Origin of the sequence: Amycolatopsis umgeniensis (assembly GCF_014205155.1) — a bacterium.
GTDB lineage: Bacteria > Actinomycetota > Actinomycetes > Mycobacteriales > Pseudonocardiaceae > Amycolatopsis > Amycolatopsis umgeniensis.
Map to the genome: position 1 here is coordinate 3,299,441 of NZ_JACHMX010000001.1, position 15,958 is coordinate 3,315,398.

General features: G+C 68.6%; 17 protein-coding genes. 12 read left to right on the forward strand and 5 right to left on the reverse strand.

From position 1 onward, the window contains the following. Positions 1–38 precede the first annotated feature (38 nt). Entirely contained in the window at positions 39–611 is a 573-nt protein-coding gene (locus HDA45_RS15080) for a TIGR03086 family metal-binding protein (RefSeq protein WP_184895753.1), read from the forward strand. Here the strand turns inward: HDA45_RS15080 and HDA45_RS15085 are convergent. Together HDA45_RS15085 and adh are read right to left on the reverse strand one after the other, a co-directional pair. After that, complete coding sequence (locus HDA45_RS15085) at positions 565–948, reverse strand: DUF779 domain-containing protein (protein ID WP_184895755.1); 384 nt, start codon at positions 946–948, stop codon at positions 565–567. The genes HDA45_RS15080 and HDA45_RS15085 overlap by 47 nt on opposite strands. Then, complete coding sequence (adh, locus tag HDA45_RS15090; protein WP_184895757.1) at positions 948–2,471, reverse strand: aldehyde dehydrogenase; 1,524 nt, start codon at positions 2,469–2,471, stop codon at positions 948–950. Before adh ends, HDA45_RS15085 begins: the two co-directional genes overlap by 1 nt. 105 nt (positions 2,472–2,576) lie before the next feature. Between adh and HDA45_RS15095 the strand changes: the two genes are divergently transcribed. The 5 genes from HDA45_RS15095 to HDA45_RS15115 all read left to right on the forward strand — a co-directional run bounded on the left by HDA45_RS15095 (position 2,577) and on the right by HDA45_RS15115 (position 7,547). Then, positions 2,577–4,058 carry a GAF domain-containing protein gene (locus tag HDA45_RS15095; protein WP_184895765.1) on the forward strand — a complete coding sequence of 494 codons (1,482 nt, stop codon included), beginning with the start codon at positions 2,577–2,579 and terminating at the stop codon, positions 4,056–4,058. Positions 4,059–4,126: 68 nt separating this feature from the next. Continuing rightward, entirely contained in the window at positions 4,127–4,927 is an 801-nt protein-coding gene (locus HDA45_RS15100) for an SGNH/GDSL hydrolase family protein (protein ID WP_184895767.1), read from the forward strand. Beyond that, positions 4,906–5,463, forward strand: coding sequence for a TetR/AcrR family transcriptional regulator (locus HDA45_RS15105; protein WP_184895769.1), 558 nt, complete (start codon positions 4,906–4,908; stop codon positions 5,461–5,463). Before HDA45_RS15100 ends, HDA45_RS15105 begins: the two co-directional genes overlap by 22 nt. 249 nt (positions 5,464–5,712) lie before the next feature. Next, positions 5,713–6,885: a histidine kinase gene (locus HDA45_RS15110; RefSeq protein WP_184895771.1), complete on the forward strand. Its 1,173-nt coding sequence runs from the start codon at positions 5,713–5,715 to the stop codon at positions 6,883–6,885. Then, positions 6,882–7,547 (forward strand): response regulator, encoded by a 666-nt coding sequence (locus HDA45_RS15115; RefSeq protein ID WP_184895773.1) that lies wholly within the window; start codon positions 6,882–6,884, stop codon positions 7,545–7,547. The genes HDA45_RS15110 and HDA45_RS15115 overlap by 4 nt, the downstream gene beginning before the upstream one ends. Here HDA45_RS15115 and HDA45_RS15120 read toward each other — a convergent pair. Continuing rightward, the gene (locus HDA45_RS15120; RefSeq protein ID WP_184895776.1) at positions 7,511–8,974 is read right to left on the reverse strand and encodes a phytoene desaturase family protein; all 1,464 of its coding nucleotides are present in this window, start codon (positions 8,972–8,974) and stop codon (positions 7,511–7,513) included. The two genes, HDA45_RS15115 and HDA45_RS15120, sit on opposite strands and share 37 nt — an antisense overlap. A gap of 94 nt (positions 8,975–9,068) precedes the next feature. Here HDA45_RS15120 and HDA45_RS15125 point away from each other — a divergent pair, with 94 nt between their 5' ends. After that, positions 9,069–9,803 carry a DUF2786 domain-containing protein gene (locus HDA45_RS15125; protein ID WP_125782440.1) on the forward strand — a complete coding sequence of 245 codons (735 nt, stop codon included), beginning with the start codon at positions 9,069–9,071 and terminating at the stop codon, positions 9,801–9,803. Here HDA45_RS15125 and HDA45_RS15130 read toward each other — a convergent pair whose 3' ends face one another. Further along, positions 9,804–10,139 carry a CPCC family cysteine-rich protein gene (locus tag HDA45_RS15130; RefSeq protein ID WP_184895778.1) on the reverse strand — a complete coding sequence of 112 codons (336 nt, stop codon included), beginning with the start codon at positions 10,137–10,139 and terminating at the stop codon, positions 9,804–9,806. Positions 10,140–10,188: 49 nt separating this feature from the next. Between HDA45_RS15130 and HDA45_RS15135 the strand changes: the two genes are divergently transcribed. From HDA45_RS15135 to HDA45_RS15155, 5 genes are all read left to right on the forward strand, one after another. Continuing rightward, positions 10,189–10,944 (forward strand): GNAT family N-acetyltransferase, encoded by a 756-nt coding sequence (locus HDA45_RS15135; RefSeq protein ID WP_184895780.1) that lies wholly within the window; start codon positions 10,189–10,191, stop codon positions 10,942–10,944. 28 nt (positions 10,945–10,972) lie between these two features. Further along, on the forward strand, positions 10,973–11,314 hold the full coding sequence (locus HDA45_RS15140) for an ArsR/SmtB family transcription factor (RefSeq protein ID WP_184895782.1): 342 nt from the start codon (positions 10,973–10,975) through the stop codon (positions 11,312–11,314). Next, the gene (locus HDA45_RS15145; RefSeq protein ID WP_184895784.1) at positions 11,311–11,580 is read left to right on the forward strand and encodes a hypothetical protein; all 270 of its coding nucleotides are present in this window, start codon (positions 11,311–11,313) and stop codon (positions 11,578–11,580) included. The genes HDA45_RS15140 and HDA45_RS15145 overlap by 4 nt, the downstream gene beginning before the upstream one ends. Positions 11,581–11,691: 111 nt before the next feature. After that, positions 11,692–13,872 (forward strand): MMPL family transporter, encoded by a 2,181-nt coding sequence (locus HDA45_RS15150; protein ID WP_184895785.1) that lies wholly within the window; start codon positions 11,692–11,694, stop codon positions 13,870–13,872. Beyond that, positions 13,865–14,587, forward strand: a complete 723-nt coding sequence (locus tag HDA45_RS15155; protein ID WP_184895786.1) for a class I SAM-dependent methyltransferase — start codon at positions 13,865–13,867, stop codon at positions 14,585–14,587. Before HDA45_RS15150 ends, HDA45_RS15155 begins: the two co-directional genes overlap by 8 nt. On the opposite strand, the gene HDA45_RS15160 is transcribed toward HDA45_RS15155, so the two are convergent. Next, positions 14,584–15,906: a UTP--glucose-1-phosphate uridylyltransferase gene (locus HDA45_RS15160; RefSeq protein WP_246480717.1), complete on the reverse strand. Its 1,323-nt coding sequence runs from the start codon at positions 15,904–15,906 to the stop codon at positions 14,584–14,586. The genes HDA45_RS15155 and HDA45_RS15160 overlap by 4 nt on opposite strands. Between the last annotated feature and the right edge of the window lie 52 nt (positions 15,907–15,958).

The following is a 15,958-nucleotide window of genomic DNA, read 5'->3' on the forward strand; positions in this document are numbered from 1 at the left end:
CCTAGAAACTAGCACGACCGTTCGTATATGTTGCCGGAATGGACTTCCTCGCGTTGACGACACGGGCACATCGGGCGGCGGGCGAAACGATCGCCGGGATCGGCACGGACGACTGGGGCCGCTCGACCCCCTGCGCCGAGTGGACCATCCGTGACGTCGTGAAACACCTGATCGACAACAACGAGCACCGCGCCGCGCAGGCGTCCGGCAGCCCCAGGAAGACCCGGCCGACGTCGGACGGCGAACTCGCCAGGTCCTACGAAGAGAGCTCCGCCGAGTTCCTCGAGGCTTTCGACACCCAGGCTCTGGAAAAGACCTTCGACTTCGGGACCTTCGGCCCGCTTCCCGGGAAGAACGCCTTGGCCGTGCTGTTCGTCGACAACCTCGTCCACGGCTGGGACCTCGACGCCGCCCTCGGCCGCGAACACCGCTGGGACGACGAACTCGCGACGGTCGCGATGCGCGTGGCGAGCAGCTACCCCGACGTGATGCCGGTGCGCGGGCCCGGCGGCGCCTTCGACAACGCCGTCGAGGCACCGCCGGGCGCCGGCCCCGGCGAACGGCTCATCGCGTTGCTGGGCCGTTCAATTCCGCCGATTCCTCGTCGCTGAACAGCCGGGAGCGGACCAGGAAGCGCACGCCTTCGGGCGCCTCCAAGGAGAAGCCGCTTCCTCTGCCGGGCACGACGTCGATGGTCAGATGCGTGTGCTTCCAGTACTCGAACTGCGGCCCCGACATCCACACCGGGACGTCCTCGATCCCCTCGACGACCAGATCGCCGAGGTGGACGTCGGACATCCCGGTGCGGAATTCGCCCGCCGGGTAGCACATCGGCGCGCTTCCGTCGCAGCATCCGCCGGACTGGTGGAACATCACCGGCCCGTGGAGCGACACCAGCCGCCGCAGCAGATCCGCGGCGGCCGGTGTCAAACCGACCCGCTCGGCCATCAGAAGAATCCGAGCGCACTGTCCGAATAGGACACCAGCATGTTCTTGGTCTGCTGGTAGTGGTCCAGCATCATCTTGTGGTTCTCGCGCCCGATGCCGGACGCCTTGTAGCCGCCGAAGGCCGCGTGCGCCGGGTACGCGTGATAGTTGTTGACCCACACCCGGCCCGCCTGGATGTCGCGGCCCGCGCGATAGGCGGTGTTGCCGTCACGAGACCAGACACCGGCGCCGAGGCCGTACAGGGTGTCGTTGGCGATCTTCAGCGCGTCCGCGTAGTCGTCGAACCTCGCCACCGAAACGACCGGTCCGAAGATCTCCTCCTGGAAGATCCGCATCTTGTTGTCGCCTTCGAACACCGTCGGCTGCACGTAGTACCCGCCGGAAAGTTCGCCGCCGAGGTCGCTGCGTTCGCCGCCGGTCAGGATCTTCGCGCCTTCCTTCACCCCGATGTCGATGTAGGAAAGGATCTTCTCCAGCTGGTCGTTGGAGGCCTGCGCGCCTATCTGCGTTTCGGTGTCGAGCGGGTGACCCTGTTTGATCTTCTTGACCCGCTCGACGGCGTCGCCGAGGAACCGGTCGTAGATCCCGGACTGGATCAGCGCGCGCGACGGGCAGGTGCAGACCTCGCCTTGGTTCAGCGCGAAGAGCGCGAAGCCTTCCTGCGCCTTGTCGTAGAAGGCGTCGTTGGCCGCGGCGACGTCGTCGAAGAAGATGTTCGGGCTCTTGCCGCCGAGTTCGACGGTGACCGGGATGATGTTCTCGCTGGCGTACTGCAGGATCAGCCGTCCGGTGGTGGTCTCGCCGGTGAACGCGACCTTCCGCACGCGGTTGCTCGACGCGAGCGGTTTGCCCGCCTCGACACCGAATCCGTTGACGATGTTCAGCACACCCGGCGGGATCAGGTCGCCGATGAGCGACATCAGCAGATGGATCGACGCCGGGGTCTGCTCGGCCGGTTTGAGCACGATCGCGTTGCCCGCGGCGAGCGCGGGCGCGAGCTTCCAGACCGCCATCAGCAGCGGGAAGTTCCACGGGATGATCTGGCCGACCACACCGAGCGGCTCGTGGAAGTGGTACGCGACGGTGTTGTCGTCGATCTGCGAGATGCCGCCCTCCTGGGCGCGCAGGGCGCCGGCGAAGTAGCGGAAATGGTCGATCGCGAGGGGGATGTCGGCGGCGAGCGTCTCGCGGACCGGCTTGCCGTTCTCCCACGATTCGGCGACGGCGATCGCCTCGAGGTTCTGTTCCATCCGGTCGGCGATCCGGAGCAGCACGTTCGACCGCTCGTCCACCGAAGTCCGGCCCCACGCCGCGGCCGCGCCTTCGGCCGCGTCGAGCGCGCGGTCGATGTCGGCGGCGGTGCCGCGGGCGATCTCGGTGAACACCTGCCCGGTCACCGGGGTCGGGTTCTCGAAGTACTGACCGCTCGCGGGCGCCACGTACTCGCCGCCGATGTAGTGGTCGTAGCGGGACTCGTAGCTGACGACGCTGCCTTCGGTGTTCGGTGCCGCGTACTTGGCCATCTTTCCTGCCTCATCGCTAGGGGTGGCGTTCGGCGGCGAACGTAGGCCGGGTGAGGTTGCACGCACGTTGCAACGAAGTGAGCCCGGTCACCTATCCTCGGAAACGTGGCGGAGCTGCCCGGAGGTGAAGCGTCGCCGCGTGACCCTCAGGCGTACGCGCGGCTGCTGAAGGACGTCCACGACGCCGTCCTCTCCGGTGTTCCGGGGCCGCGTTCCCCCAGGTCGATCGTGTCGGCCTCGTGGAATCGCTCGCTCGCCGCGCACGTCGACCCGGACACCGGCGTCGCCCCACTGGTCTACGACTCCGGCGAGCTGACAGGGCTGCGGGACGAACATCCGCTGGCGCCGGTGCTGCCGATCCTGCGGCAGACGCTGGTGAGCATCGCCGACGACGCCGAGCACATGATGATCGTGACCGACGCGGCCGGGCACATCCTGTGGCGCGAGGGCGCGGCGGCGGTCTTGCGGCGCGCGGACGGCGTGATGCTCGCCGAGGGCACGCGCTGGAGCGAGGACGTCATCGGGACGAACGCGATGGGCACCACGCTCGCCACCGGGGAGCCGGTGCAGATCTACTCGGCCGAGCATCTGGTGCGGACCTATCACGGCTGGACCTGCGCGGCGGCGCCCGTGCGCGATCCGGAGACCGGCGCGCTGCTCGGGTCGATCGACGTCAGCGGTCCTCTCCGTACGGTCCATCCCGCGATGCTCGCGCTGGTCACGGCGGCCGCACAGCTCGCCGAAGGACAGCTGCGAGCACGGCTCGCGATGCGCGACGAGCGGCTGCGGGTCGCGAACATGACTCACCTGGAAGCGTTACGCGGCGCGCCAGGCGCCCTGCTGTCGGCGAAGGGACGCGTGCTGGCCGCGGAATCCTGCGGCGACCTTCCCTCCACTGTGGACATCCGGCCCGGCGGCGGCGCGGTCACCCTTCCCGACGGACGGCTCGGGACGGTGGAGCCGCTGAGCGAGGGTTACCTGCTGCGACTGCGGAACCGGGCGCCATCCCGACGTCCTCGGCTCGCGCTGGAGTTCCTCACCGACGGTCCGCCATCGACCACAGTGGACGGTCGCGAGGTGCCGTTCACCTTGCGGCACGCGGAGATCCTCACCTTGCTCGCGCTGCACCCTGGCGGACTGTCCGCGGAACGGCTGGCCCTGCTGCTCTACGGCGAGAGCGGCAACCCGGTGACCGTACGCGCGGAGATCCACCGGCTGCGGACACAACTCGGATCGGACATCGTGCAGACCCGGCCGTACCGGCTCTCGGCCGAAGTCGACGCCGACTTCTTGCGGGTCCGCACGGCGCTCAGACGGGGCGACGTCGCCGGTGCGGCGGGCGCCTTCCGCGGGCCGCTGTTGAGCGAGTCGGAGTCGCCCGCCGTCCGCGAGGAGCGGGAGTCGGTCACCGCTTCGATCCGGCGTGTCGTCCTCGGCAGCGGGGACGCGACGGCGCTCTGGACGTACTGGGAGACCTCCTGCGGCGCCGACGACCTGGAAGTCGTCGACGCGCTGTGCCGGGTGCTCCCGGACGGTGATCCGCGTCGCGCCGTCGCCCTGGCCCATCGGGCACGCCTCGACCACTGAGTAGACAGCGTCTACCCGAGTTTGATAGACAGTGTCTACAAGGTGAACTCGCGGTTACGGAGATCTGGATGGGCTACCAACGTTTCGTCGCGCTCGGCGACAGCTGCGCCGAAGGGCTGGCCGATCCGCATCCCTCGGGTGGCTTCTACCGCGGTTGGGCCGATTTCGTCGCGGCACGCCTCGCCGAGGAAGAGCCCGGTTTCCGCTACGCCAACCTCGCGGTCCGCGGGCGCAGGCTCGACCAGATCCACGCCGAGCAGACAGCGGCGGCGAGCAGGCTCCAGCCGGATCTGATCGCGCTGTTCGGCGGCGGCAACGACGTGATGAGCCGCGGCTGGGACGCGCGCACGGTCGCCCGCCGCGTCGACACGGCCATCCGCGCCTGCACCGAGATCGCGCCGAACGTCGTCACCTTCACCCTCAGCGACATTTCGCACCGCATGCCGATGGGCCATCGCATACGCCCTCGCCTCACCGCGTTGAACGACGCCGTGCGCGAGGCGTCCGTCAGCTACGGCGCGACGCTCGTCGACCTCTGGCCGGACCACGCCGCGCACGATTCCCGCTACTTCGGCCCGGATCGGCTGCACCTTTCCGAGCAGGGCCACCGGCGCCTCGCCGGGCACGTACTCGGCAAGCTCGGCGTCACCCACGACCCGGCCTGGCTCGAGCCGCTCCCCGGTTCGGCCGGACGCCCGGGCCTTCGGGCGGATCTGAACTGGCTGACGCGGGAGGTCCTCCCTGTCGCGGTCAGCCGTTTCCGCAACCGGCTCATCGGCCGCCAGCCCGGCGACGGCTTCCTGCCGAAGCGCCCGGATCTCCTGCCCGTCCTCGAGGAGACCCGGTCATGGGCGCCCGAACCCGCCTGATCGACACCGCGGCGAACCTGCTGGCCGAAGAAGGCGTCGGGGCGGTGACGCTGCGCGGGATCGCCAAGGCCGCCGGTGTCTCGCACGGCGCCCCGCTGCGGCATTTCTCCGGGCGCGCGGCCCTGCTCTCGGCCGTCGCCACCCGTGGCTACGCGGAACTGCTCGACCGCGGCGACGGCCTGCCGGACGGGACACCGCGCGAGCGGCTCATCGCGGCCTGCCACGGCTACCTCGATTTCGCGCTGGCCAATCCGGCGATGTTCGAGCTGATGTTCCGCCGCGACCTCATCGACCCGGGCGACCCCGAACTCACGCGCGTGAGCAGCGCGGTGTTCGACTTCTTCGCCTCGCTGGTCGCCGAAGTCCAGAACGGCGACTGGCATCCCACGACCGACCCGCGACTGCTCGCGTCCTCGCTGTGGGCGTCGCTGCACGGTCTCGCCCAGTTGTGGCTTTGGGGCGGGCTGGCGGGCGCCAGCTTCGCGCCGTCACCGGAAAGGGCGCTGGCCGTCACCCTCGACGCGTACCTCGGCTGAAGCTCGGCGAAGAGGCGGCCCGTTCCGGATATCCCCTCCCGAAGGCCCTCTCACCCGGAGCGGGTCATCCTCTTCGCCGAGTCGGGGGAATGGAAATGTCCATCCTGCTCCGACGGTAACCGGACAGATCACCGAGCGGAATCCCCGCGAGTCGGAGGCCGAGGTAAACCTTGGCGGTATCTCCACGGGCGAATACCGCCATGGTTGCAGGAATTGGGCGCCTCAACACTCCGACGGTAGCTTTCGGAAGTGCCGTCCCTCGCTCAGCCCTTTCAGCTCCTCCGCGCACGGCCGCTGCTCCTCGACTGCTTGATCACCGCGGCCGCGGCCGCCCTCCTCGCGCTGGGCGCGGCGCCTCGCGGCGGTTCGTTCGGCGACCCTGTCGAGACCGGCGCGGTCGTTCTCGCGGTCTTCATCGCCCTCCCGCTGATCATGCGCCGCCGTCATCCGATCGCGGTCCTGCTCGCGTCGGTTTCGATCATGACCGTCTACACCGCTTTGGGTTACCGGGCCACGTTGGGCGAACCCTCGGCCTTCATCGCGGCGTACACGGTGTGGGCGCGCTATCCGCCCTCCAAAGCCGTGCCGCCGACCATCGCGTGGGTCGCCCTTTTCGAGCTGGGACTCGTGCTCGGCGAGGTGCCGTCCTTCGTGGCCGACACGACGCGCCTGATCGCCCAGTGCGCGGGCACGATCATCGTCGGACGGCTCGGCTACCTCCGCGCGGACAGGATGGTGGAACGCGCCGTCCGCGCGGAACGGGAGATCCGGCACGAGGCGGAACAGGCCGTCGTCGAGGAACGCATCCGCATCGCCCACGAGCTGCACGACGTCGTGTCCCACCACATTTCGGTGATCTCGGTGCAGGCGAACCTCGCCCGCTACGTCTTCGAGTCCTCCCCCGACACCGCGAGGACCGCGCTGGACACCATCACGGGGACCACGACGGAAGCACTCGACGAGCTGCGGCGTCTGCTCGGGGTGCTGCGCCCGCCACAGCACGAACCCCATGAGTACCGACCTCAGCCCGGTCTCGCCGACCTTCCCGCGCTGGTCGCCCGTGTGCGCGAGGCCGGGCTCACGGTGAAGACGAGCACGATCGGCGAACCACGACGACTTCCTCCGGGACAGCAACTGTGCACCTATCGTATCGCTCAGGAAGCGCTCACTAATGTACTGAAACACGCGGATAAGGCGCGGACGGAACTCGTCCTCGAATACGGCGAGGAAGCACTCGTGCTGTCCGTCCGCAATTCCGCTTCCGAGGAGACGCCACCGCCCAATCCGGCGGGACAAGGCCTCATCGGAATGCGTGAACGGGCGAGAATGTACGGTGGTTCGATAGAAATGGGACCGGCCGGCTCCGGCGGTTTCTCGATCGAACTGACCCTTCCCTATCTGCCGCAGGAGCGAGCCCGGTGACCAGTGTGCTGGTGGTCGACGACCAGGATCTCGTCCGTGCGGGCTTCGTCGCCCTGCTCAGCGCGGTTCCCGACGTGCACGTCGCGGGCGAAGCGCGAGACGGGCTCGAAGCCGTCGAGAAGGCCCTCAAACTGCGTCCGGACGTGATCCTGATGGACATCCGGCTGCCCGAACTCGACGGTGTCAAGGCGACAGAGCGGATCCTCGCGCACGCCGGGCCGGAGAAGCCGAGCGTACTCATGCTGACGGTCTTCGACCTCGACGAGTACGTCTACACCGCGTTGCGCGCGGGCGCGGCGGGTTTCCTGCTCAAGGACAGCCCGCCGGAGACGCTGATCGCCGGGATCCACGCCGTCGCGCGCGGCGACATGCTGTTCGGCCCGACCATCACCCGGCGGCTGGTCGAGGCCTTCACCCGGGCCCCACCGGAACAGCCGTCGGCGCCGACGCTCCTCACCGGGCTGACCGAACGCGAACTCGAGGTCTTGCGTTTCGTCGGCACCGGAATGCCGAACGCCGACATCGGCCGGAGCCTGCTGGTCAGCGAGGCGACGGTGAAGACGCATCTCAACCGCCTCATGACGAAACTCGGGATTTCGAGCCGCGCCCAAGCCGTGGTGGTCGCCTACGAAACAGGCCTCGTGCGGCCGCGCGGATCATGAATCACGCTGTCGAAGTCCTTTCCCAGTACGGATTTCGCGGCGTGCCAACCACCCATCCCGTGTACACCCGGCCCCGGCGCCGTCGCGGCCGAGCACAGGAAGACACCGCCGAGCGGGGTGCGGTGCGGATTCCACCGCATGACGGGCCGTCCGAGCACCTGGCGCAGGTTCACCGCGCCGGCGGCGACGTCACCGCCGGGATAGTTCGCGTTGTACGCCTCGAGTTCCGGCGCGGTGAGGCAGCGGCTCGCCAGGATCGTGTCGGAGAACCCGGGCGCGAACCTTTCGATCCGCCGACGGACGAGTTCGGTGACGTCCCGAGGATCGCCGTGCGGCACATGGCAATACGCCCACACCGGCCGTTTGCCCGGCAGGCCGCGGGACGGGTCGATCGCCATCGGATCCGAAACGAGCACGAAGCGGTCTTCCGGATCTTCCCCGCGCACGATGGCGTTTTCGGCGGCGTACACCGCCTCGCGGGTACCACCGAGATGGACGGTGCCCGCCTTGCCGACCTCCGGCACCGCCCACGGAACCGGTTCGGACACCAGGAAATCGACCTTCGCCGCGCCGGGTCCGTATCGGTAGGACTCCAGCGCCTTCCGGTATCGCGGCGGCATCAGATCGCGGGCGATGTCGAGGAATCCGCGCGGGGAGAGGTCGAGGATCACCGTGCGCGACTTCGCCAGCTGCCGCAGATCGGTGATCCGGCTGCCGGTGTGGATCAGTCCGCCGTGCGCGCGGATTTCGGCGGCGAGAGCCTCGGTGATGGTCCGGCTCCCGCCGCGGGCGATCGGCCAGCCCGTCGAGTGCGCGAGGTGGCTGAGCAGGAGTGTCGCGCCCGCCGCGGCGAGCGAGGGCTGACGGCTCATCACGTGCGCGGAGACACCGGAAAGCAGCGCGGGCGCTTCTTCGCCGCTGAACAGGCGGCTGTCCAGTCCGGACGCGAGTGTCGCGATCCGGGCGGGGAGCAGAGCGGCGATCCGCGGGTCTCGGGGCGGCGTGCGAAGGTCGCCGAGCAGGAGATCGGCCAGTTCGCGGCTGTGCCCGGCCAGCGGTCCCATCAAGCGGCGCCACCGGGGGCCGTCCGTACCAAGGGCATCACAGGTCCGGTCGAGATCTTCATAGGCGAGTCCGGCCCGGTTACCGTCGAGCGGGTGTGCGTACGCGATCTCCGGCCGCAGGAGGTCCACACCGTGCGCGGCGAGGTCGAACCAGCGGAAGAACGGGGACGCCGCGGCCAGCGGATGCCCCGTGGCGCAGATGTCGTGGACGACGTCTTCGTCGAACAGCGGAGCCGTGCGCGTTCCCCCGCCGATCTCGTCGGCGGTCTCGTGGACCTCGACCGAAAGGCCCGCCCTGGCCAGCAGGACGGCCGCCGCGAGCCCGTTCGGACCGGAACCGACCACCGCCACCTCGACAGCCATAGCACCCCCTTGCCGGGATCCGAAGATCCTGTCCGAATATTGTCGGACCTCTCTCCTAGATTGATCCGCTCCAACCCAATCAGGAAGGAGGGTCATGCCCGACCATGACACGCTGCTCGCACGCGTCCGGAAACTTCTCGCCAAGGCGGAGGACCCGGCGGTCACCGAGGCCGAAGCCGAGTCGTACAACACCAAGGCCGCCGAACTGATCGCCCGGTACGGCATCGATCAAGCCCTGCTCGCCGCCTCCGGGGCGACGGCCGACGAGATCACCCAGATCATGATCCCGCTCGACAACCCGTACAGCCGGGACAAGGCGGGATTGCTCACGAACATCGCGCATCCGCTGCGCTGCCGGGCCCTGCTGCACCGGCTCGGCCAGTCGGTCACCGCGGTGACCGTATTCGGTTTCCGGTCCGATCTGGAACGCACCGAACTGCTGTACACGAGCCTGCTGCTGCAGGCGACCACGCAACTGACCAGGGTCCGTCCGGAGAACCGGGTGTTCGCCGGCGAATCGCTGGCCGCGTACCGGCGCACCTGGCTGCACGGGTTCTCCGGCGCGGTCTACGAACGGCTCCGCAACAGTGAAGACACCGCCGCCCGCACCCACACCACCGCCGCGGGCCACCGCTCCGCCGAACTGGTGATCCAGGACAGGACGGCGATGGTCAAACAGGCCTACGACGAGCAGTACGGTGATCTTCGCTCGGCGCCGCCGAGGCGGCTGTCCGGCAGCGGCTACCTCGACGGTCACTCCGCCGGCGAGCGCGCCAACCTCAACACCACCGGAATCACCGGACGGCGCCGCGCGCTGCCGGTACGCTAGTCAGGACCGCATCCGCTTCACCCGCTGCACCTTCGCGCCTTCGGGCAGCGGCCGAGCACTTCCGTCCGCGGGGATCTCGTCCGGCTCCGGAGGCCGCACGTTGTACACAAACGCCTCCTCGCAGGCACCGTGAAGAGCGAAGTTCCGCCGAGCCATCGTGAGCGACAAGGCCCCGTTGGGCCCGCCTCGGACGACGTCGGCGTCGTGATCGTCCTGCCCGTCGTCCTCCCAGAAACAGACCGGGCAGACCTCGAAAGCGCCGCGCTCGCCCACCGTGAGACAGCCGCAGCAGGGACAGGCGACAGACCCGTTCCCTGACTCGAACTCCGCTTCCATGCCGGAAAACTACCTCGTGAGACCACATGCCCTCGGGTCTACTGAGGACATGATCGTGATCGAAGACCTGGCCACCCGGCCCGACCTGCGCGAGCCGGCGCTCGGCCTCGGCGCCGTCGGCGGCGAATTCCTCCAGCACGACATGGCTGGTCTGCTGGCGAAGTCGTCCCATCTGGCCGCCCGCTGGCCGGAGTACTTCCTCGTGCTGCTGGAAGACGACGTCCCCGTGGCGAGGGCGGCCGCCGTCCCGGTCGGTTTCCCGACGGCCGAACGTCCGGAACTGCCGGACCACGGCTGGGACGCCGCCCTGATCTGGGCTGCGGAAGACCTGATGAGCGCCCGTGAGACAACCACTCTGATCGCCCTCGAAGTGATGGTCGCGCCAGGCCGCCGTGGCGGCGGTCTGGCCACAAAAGCGTTGCAAGCACTGAAAAAGCGCGCTTCGGAAACAGGAATGCACAAGCTCGTCGTGCCGGTTCGACCGGCCGGGAAGGAGAACGAACCCGAACTGTCCTTTGAGGACTATGTGGCCCGCCGTCGCCAGGACGGCCTGCCCGAGGACCCGTGGCTGCGCACGCACGAACGGCTCGGCGCCCGGTTCGTGAAGGTGGCGCCGTTCGCGATGACGGTCACGGGCACGTTCGCCCAGTGGAAGGCGTGGACCGGTGTCGATCTCCGCGACGGTCTCACGACCGTGCCGGGCGGGATCGCGCCGGTGCTCGCCTCCTCGGCGCAGGACGTCGGCGTCTACGTGGAGCCGAACGTCTGGCTCGAACACCTGGTAGACGAAGCCAGCACCTGCTAGATTTCTTTGGCATGTGCGGGAGCTCGGTATGAACGCCACCGGATCATCCGGCGACGAGCTGCTGCGGCTGCTGGGGGCGCTGTCGAATCCGCACCGGCTGCGGATCGTCGCGGCGCTCCGCGCGGAGCGCGCGTACGTGAGCCAGCTGGCGCGAGAGCTCGACATCAGCCGGGCGCTGTTGCAGCTCCACCTGCGCAAACTGGAGGCGGCCGGGCTCGTGTCGGCCACCCTGGAGCTGTCGGAGGACGGGAAAGCGATGAAGTTCTACGAGGTGACACCGTTCCTGGTCGAGCTGAGCCCGGACGCCATCGCCGCGGCGGTGCCGACGCTGAGCACACCGGCACCGGGTGACGAGGGGGAACGACCGTGAACTGGCATCAATGGCAGGAAGTCGCCGGGGTGATCGGCATCTTCGTGTTCCTCACCGTGGTGATCACGGTGGTCGTCTGGCAGTTCGGCGCGACCATCCGGGCCCGAGGCGCGCTCGCGCGCGAACAGGAATACCGCAGGCTCGCCGAAAAAGCCGTCCAGGCGCAGGAAGAAACCGAACGCAAACTCACCGAACTCGACGGACGTCTCGCCGATCTCCAGAAGAGCGTGGGATCGGTCGAGCGGACCCTCAAGGAGGTCGACTGACAGGCCGCTGAAAGACCCTGGGCCGCCGAGCGGCAACTCGACGGCCCAGGAAAGAAGAAGCAAAAACCTCGCCCGAGGCATCTCACTCCTTCACGCAAAGGACTGTAGTTCATGCTGCCCGAAAAGATCGCCGCCTGGTCCGTGCGGCATCGCGCGCTCACCCTCGTCGGCTGGGTCGCCCTCGTCCTCATCGCCCTGTTGTCGGGCATGCTGCTGGACGGCGAAAGCCGCCGGAGCACCGATCCCGGCGAATCCGGCCGCGCACAGACCGCCTTGAACGCTCAGAACACCTTCGACCCTTTACGCGAGAACGTCCTCGTCGAGGCGAAGGATCCCGGTTCTCCCCCGTTCGCCGCGAACGAAGAACTCCGGCGGGCGACCGAAGACCTGGTCACCACGCTCACCGGATCCGGCTCCGTCACCGGCGTCCGCTCGCCACTGGCCGCCGACGGCGCCGAGCGGATCTCGGCCGACGGCGCGTCCGGCCTCGTCGGTTTCTCGATCGCGGGCGGTGAGAAGGACATCCGTCCGAACTTCGAGACCGCGGCCGCGCAGGTGGACGTGGTCGCCGCCCGGCATCCGTCGGTCCGGCTGGGCCTGTCCGGAGACCTCAGCTTGTCGACCGTGGTCGACAAGGGCATCCGGGAGGACGTCAAACGTTCGGAATTCCTTTCCCTGCCGATGACGCTGGTGATCCTGCTGATCGTCTTCGGGGCGCTGGTCGCGGCGTCGGTCCCGTTGCTGCTGGCGGGCACGAGTGTCGCGGCGACGTTCGGCTTCCTCTCCGTCGTCGACGACTTCACCCCGATCAACAGCGCGACGACCGTGATCACCCTGCTCATCGGGATGGCGGTGGGCGTCGACTATTCGTTGTTCTTCCTGAGGCGGCAACGAGAAGAACGTGCGCGCGGCCACTCCGTCGATGACGCGATCCGGATCTCGGCGAGGACGTCCGGGCATGTCGTGGTCGTCTCCGGCGTCACGGTCGTCCTGTGCGTGAGCGGGCTGGTGTTCACCGGCCTCGACAACTTCACCGGCCTCGCCATCAGCACGGCGTTCGTGGTCGGCCTGGCCGTACTCGGCGCCGTCACGGTGCTGCCCGCGCTGCTCTCGCTGCTGGGAGACAAGGTCGATCGCGGCCGGATCCCTTGGCTGGGCAAGCGGCGCACCACCGCGGAGAACTCACGGTTCTGGTCCGCGACCGCCCGCCTTGTCACCCGGCGGCCCGCGCTGTGGGGCGGGCTCGCGACAGCGCTGCTGCTCCTGCTCACCCTGCCCGCGCTCGGTATGCGCCTGCAGGATCCGACGCCGGCGGAGAGCCTGCCGCGCTCGATGGCGACGATCGACGCCGCCGTCCGCACCCAGGAAGCGTTCCCCGGCGTGGTCTACCCCGCGACGGTGGTGCTGACCGCCGAGAACGGTGGCCCGGTCGACAGTCCGGCGCTGCGGTCGGCGATCACGGATCTCGAACGGCGGATCGGTGAAACCCAGGGCGTGCTGAACAAACCCCTCGCCGTCGCGACCGTCGACGAGGCGGTGGTCGTCCGGGTTCCGTTGTCCGGCGCCGGCCGCGACCCCCAGGCCGACGCGGCGCTGGCGAAACTGCGCACCGAGGTGCTACCCGAAACCGTGGGCAAGGTGGACGGTGTCGAGTACGCGGTCTCGGGCCGCACGGCGAACGCCCGCGACTTCGCGGACCGGGTCATCGAGCGGATGCCGCTGGTCTTCGCCTTCGTCCTGCTCGCGGCGTTCGTCTTGCTGCTGCTGGCTTTCCGGTCCGTCGCGGTGGCACTCGTGTCGATCCTGCTCAACCTGTTGTCGATCGGCGCGGCCTACGGCGTGCTCACCTGGATCTTCCAGGACGGCCATCTCGCGTCCCTGCTGGGATTCACCCCGTACGGCGGGGTGGTCGGCTGGCTGCCGATGTTCATGTTCGTCCTGCTGCTCGGGCTGAGCATGGACTACCACATCTTCATCCTCAGCCGGATCCGTGAACACCGGGCGGGCGGCGCCGTCGCCGCGATCGTCCGCGGCACCGGCACCAGCGCGGGGGTGGTCAGCGGAGCGGCGGTGATCATGGTCGGCGTGTTCAGCGTCTTCATCACGCTGAGCGCGATCGAATACAAGATGATGGGTGTCGGGATGGCTTTCGCCGTGCTGATCGACGCCACGCTGGTCCGCGGGGTGCTGCTGCCCGCGTTCCTGGCGATGCTGGGAGAGCGGGCCTGGCGCCCCGGCCGTAAATCCGTGGCTCCCGAACGTGTCCCGGAACTATCGTCGCCGCATGCCTGACGCGCTCTTCGCCCACGCCCGGCTCGCACCGATCTACGACGCCTTCGACGGCGCTCGCGACGATCTGGACCACTACCTCGCCATCATCGGCGAACTCGGGGCGAAGAGAGTGCTCGACGTCGGCTGCGGCACCGGCTGCCTGGCCGTTCTCCTCGCCGGACGCGGGATCGAGGTCGTGGGGGTCGATCCGGCCGAGGCGTCACTGGAGATCGCGAAGGCCAAGGACCCGGAAGGGAAGATCACCTGGATCCACGGTGACGCGAAGGCCGCGGGTGCAGCGGGCGCCGATCTCGCGGTGATGACCGGGAACGTGGCCCAGGTCTTCCTGACCGAAGACGAATGGAGCCGGACTCTCGAAGGCGTCCGCACCGCGCTCGCGCCGGGCGGTCACCTGGTGTTCGAGATCCGGCGCCCCGGTCGCCGGGTGTGGGAGGACTGGGCCGCCGACACCGCGCACGAGATCATCGACGTCCCGGGCGTCGGCGAGGTCGAGCAATGGCGCGAGGTCACCGAGGTGGACCTCCCGTTCGTCTCGTTCCGGTACAGCTACCGGTTCCCCGACGGCGAGGTCGTCACTTCGGACTCGAAACTGTGGTTCCGCGAACGCGAAGACCTGGAATCCCTGCTGGCGGAGCACGGTTTTCGCGTCCTGGACGTGCGGGACGCCCCCGACCGTCCAGGACGCGAGTACGTGTTCATCGCCCAGCGCGTCTAGAGGATTTCGCCGTCAGGAACGGCTTTCGGCCCGGAGATCTTCACGTCTCCCCGGATGACGACGTTCTTCCCGAAGGTGACGTCACCGTCCACTTCGAGGCTCGTGCACTCCTTGAGCGAGGGCGCGGAAGGGATCCGCGTGTCGAAGTCGGGCAGGAGCTTGTAGAACTCCTTGCTCAGCGAGACGACCGGCGGGGTGGTGGTGAACTCGGGGATCATCTCCCCGCCGTCGTCGAGCACGTACGCGTCGGAGCGGACCACGAGCAGGTCGTCCGTGGTCTTGACCGGCGCGAACCTGCTCCGCGGGATCTCGATGGCCCGCGCGCCCTCGACCGAGCCGATCGCCGCGCCCATCGCCGTTTCGAGCTGGATCACCGGTGTGCTGGCCGCGTCGGCCGGATCGACGGTCTTCCGGTTCACGATCAGCGGCAGCAACGGAGCGGCCGGGTCGGCGTCCTGCAGGGATTTCAGGCGTTCGAGGTCGAACCAGATGTTGTTGGTGTTGAAGAAGCGCCACTTGCCGACGTCGCCGAACGAGTCGTCGCCGTCGGGCACCTGCGCGGATTCACGCAGGACGATCCGGCCGGCGCGCCACGCGAGATGCCCGCCCTTGCGGTCGGCCGCGGTGCCGAGCACGGTCTCCATCGCGAACGGGATGTTTTCGTTCGCGAGCCACGCGGCGATCCGGGCGTCCGGGAGCGCGCCGAGATTGTCGGCGTTGGACACGAAACACCAGCGGATGCCTTGCGCCAGCAGCAGATCGAGCATCCCGCTCACGGCGAGCGCGATGTAGATGTCGCCGTGCCCCGGCGGGCACCACTCGAGTTCCGGGTTCGCGGGCCATTCGGCGGGCCGCCCGTCGGCCGTGATCTTCGGTTCGCGGCCCTGCAGGAAGTCGGCGGGGATGACCTCGTCGGCGAGGTCGGGATACCGCTTCAGCAACTCCAGCGAAGGCTCGCGAGTGCCCGCCGAATTCATCAGGATCAGCGGAAGGCGCGCGTTGTACTTCTCGCGGGTCGAGAGCACCTGCATCGCGATGACGTCGAGGAACGTCTTGCCCGGTTTGATTTCCAGCAGCGATTTCGGCCCGGTGAGCCCCATGCTCGTGCCGAGGCCGCCGTTGAGCTTGAGCACGGCCGTGCGGTCCAGGACGCGGCGTGCTTCTTCGACGTCCGGCTCGGGCAGGTCCACGAGCTTGCTGATGTCATCGAGAGGTTCGAGTTCGTTTCCCGGCAATTCACCCGCGCCGGGTTCGGACAGCTGCTCGAGACGCCTTCGCAGGGCCGCCAGTTCCATGGCATGGGCCCCCGCGGAACGCATTTTCGACAGCGTTTCGGCGAAACGATCGGACGGGTGCGCGTCAGAGCTCATT

Excerpts from the sequence above, each read along its gene's own strand:
- HDA45_RS15120 (WP_184895776.1), bottom strand. The coding sequence starts at position 8,974 with ATGGCTGTCGAGGTGGCGGTGGTCGGTTCCGGTCCGAACGGGCTCGCG.
- HDA45_RS15150 (WP_184895785.1), top strand. The coding sequence starts at position 11,692 with ATGCTGCCCGAAAAGATCGCCGCCTGGTCCGTGCGGCATCGCGCGCTC.
- adh (WP_184895757.1), bottom strand. The coding sequence starts at position 2,471 with ATGGCCAAGTACGCGGCACCGAACACCGAAGGCAGCGTCGTCAGCTAC.
- HDA45_RS15130 (WP_184895778.1), bottom strand. The coding sequence starts at position 10,139 with ATGGAAGCGGAGTTCGAGTCAGGGAACGGGTCTGTCGCCTGTCCCTGC.
- HDA45_RS15155 (WP_184895786.1), top strand. The coding sequence starts at position 13,865 with ATGCCTGACGCGCTCTTCGCCCACGCCCGGCTCGCACCGATCTACGAC.
- HDA45_RS15105 (WP_184895769.1), top strand. The coding sequence starts at position 4,906 with ATGGGCGCCCGAACCCGCCTGATCGACACCGCGGCGAACCTGCTGGCC.
- HDA45_RS15135 (WP_184895780.1), top strand. The coding sequence starts at position 10,189 with ATGATCGTGATCGAAGACCTGGCCACCCGGCCCGACCTGCGCGAGCCG.
- HDA45_RS15160 (WP_246480717.1), bottom strand. The coding sequence starts at position 15,906 with ATGCGTTCCGCGGGGGCCCATGCCATGGAACTGGCGGCCCTGCGAAGG.
- HDA45_RS15085 (WP_184895755.1), bottom strand. The coding sequence starts at position 948 with ATGGCCGAGCGGGTCGGTTTGACACCGGCCGCCGCGGATCTGCTGCGG.
- HDA45_RS15140 (WP_184895782.1), top strand. The coding sequence starts at position 10,973 with ATGAACGCCACCGGATCATCCGGCGACGAGCTGCTGCGGCTGCTGGGG.
- HDA45_RS15125 (WP_125782440.1), top strand. The coding sequence starts at position 9,069 with ATGCCCGACCATGACACGCTGCTCGCACGCGTCCGGAAACTTCTCGCC.
- HDA45_RS15100 (WP_184895767.1), top strand. The coding sequence starts at position 4,127 with ATGGGCTACCAACGTTTCGTCGCGCTCGGCGACAGCTGCGCCGAAGGG.
- HDA45_RS15080 (WP_184895753.1), top strand. The coding sequence starts at position 39 with ATGGACTTCCTCGCGTTGACGACACGGGCACATCGGGCGGCGGGCGAA.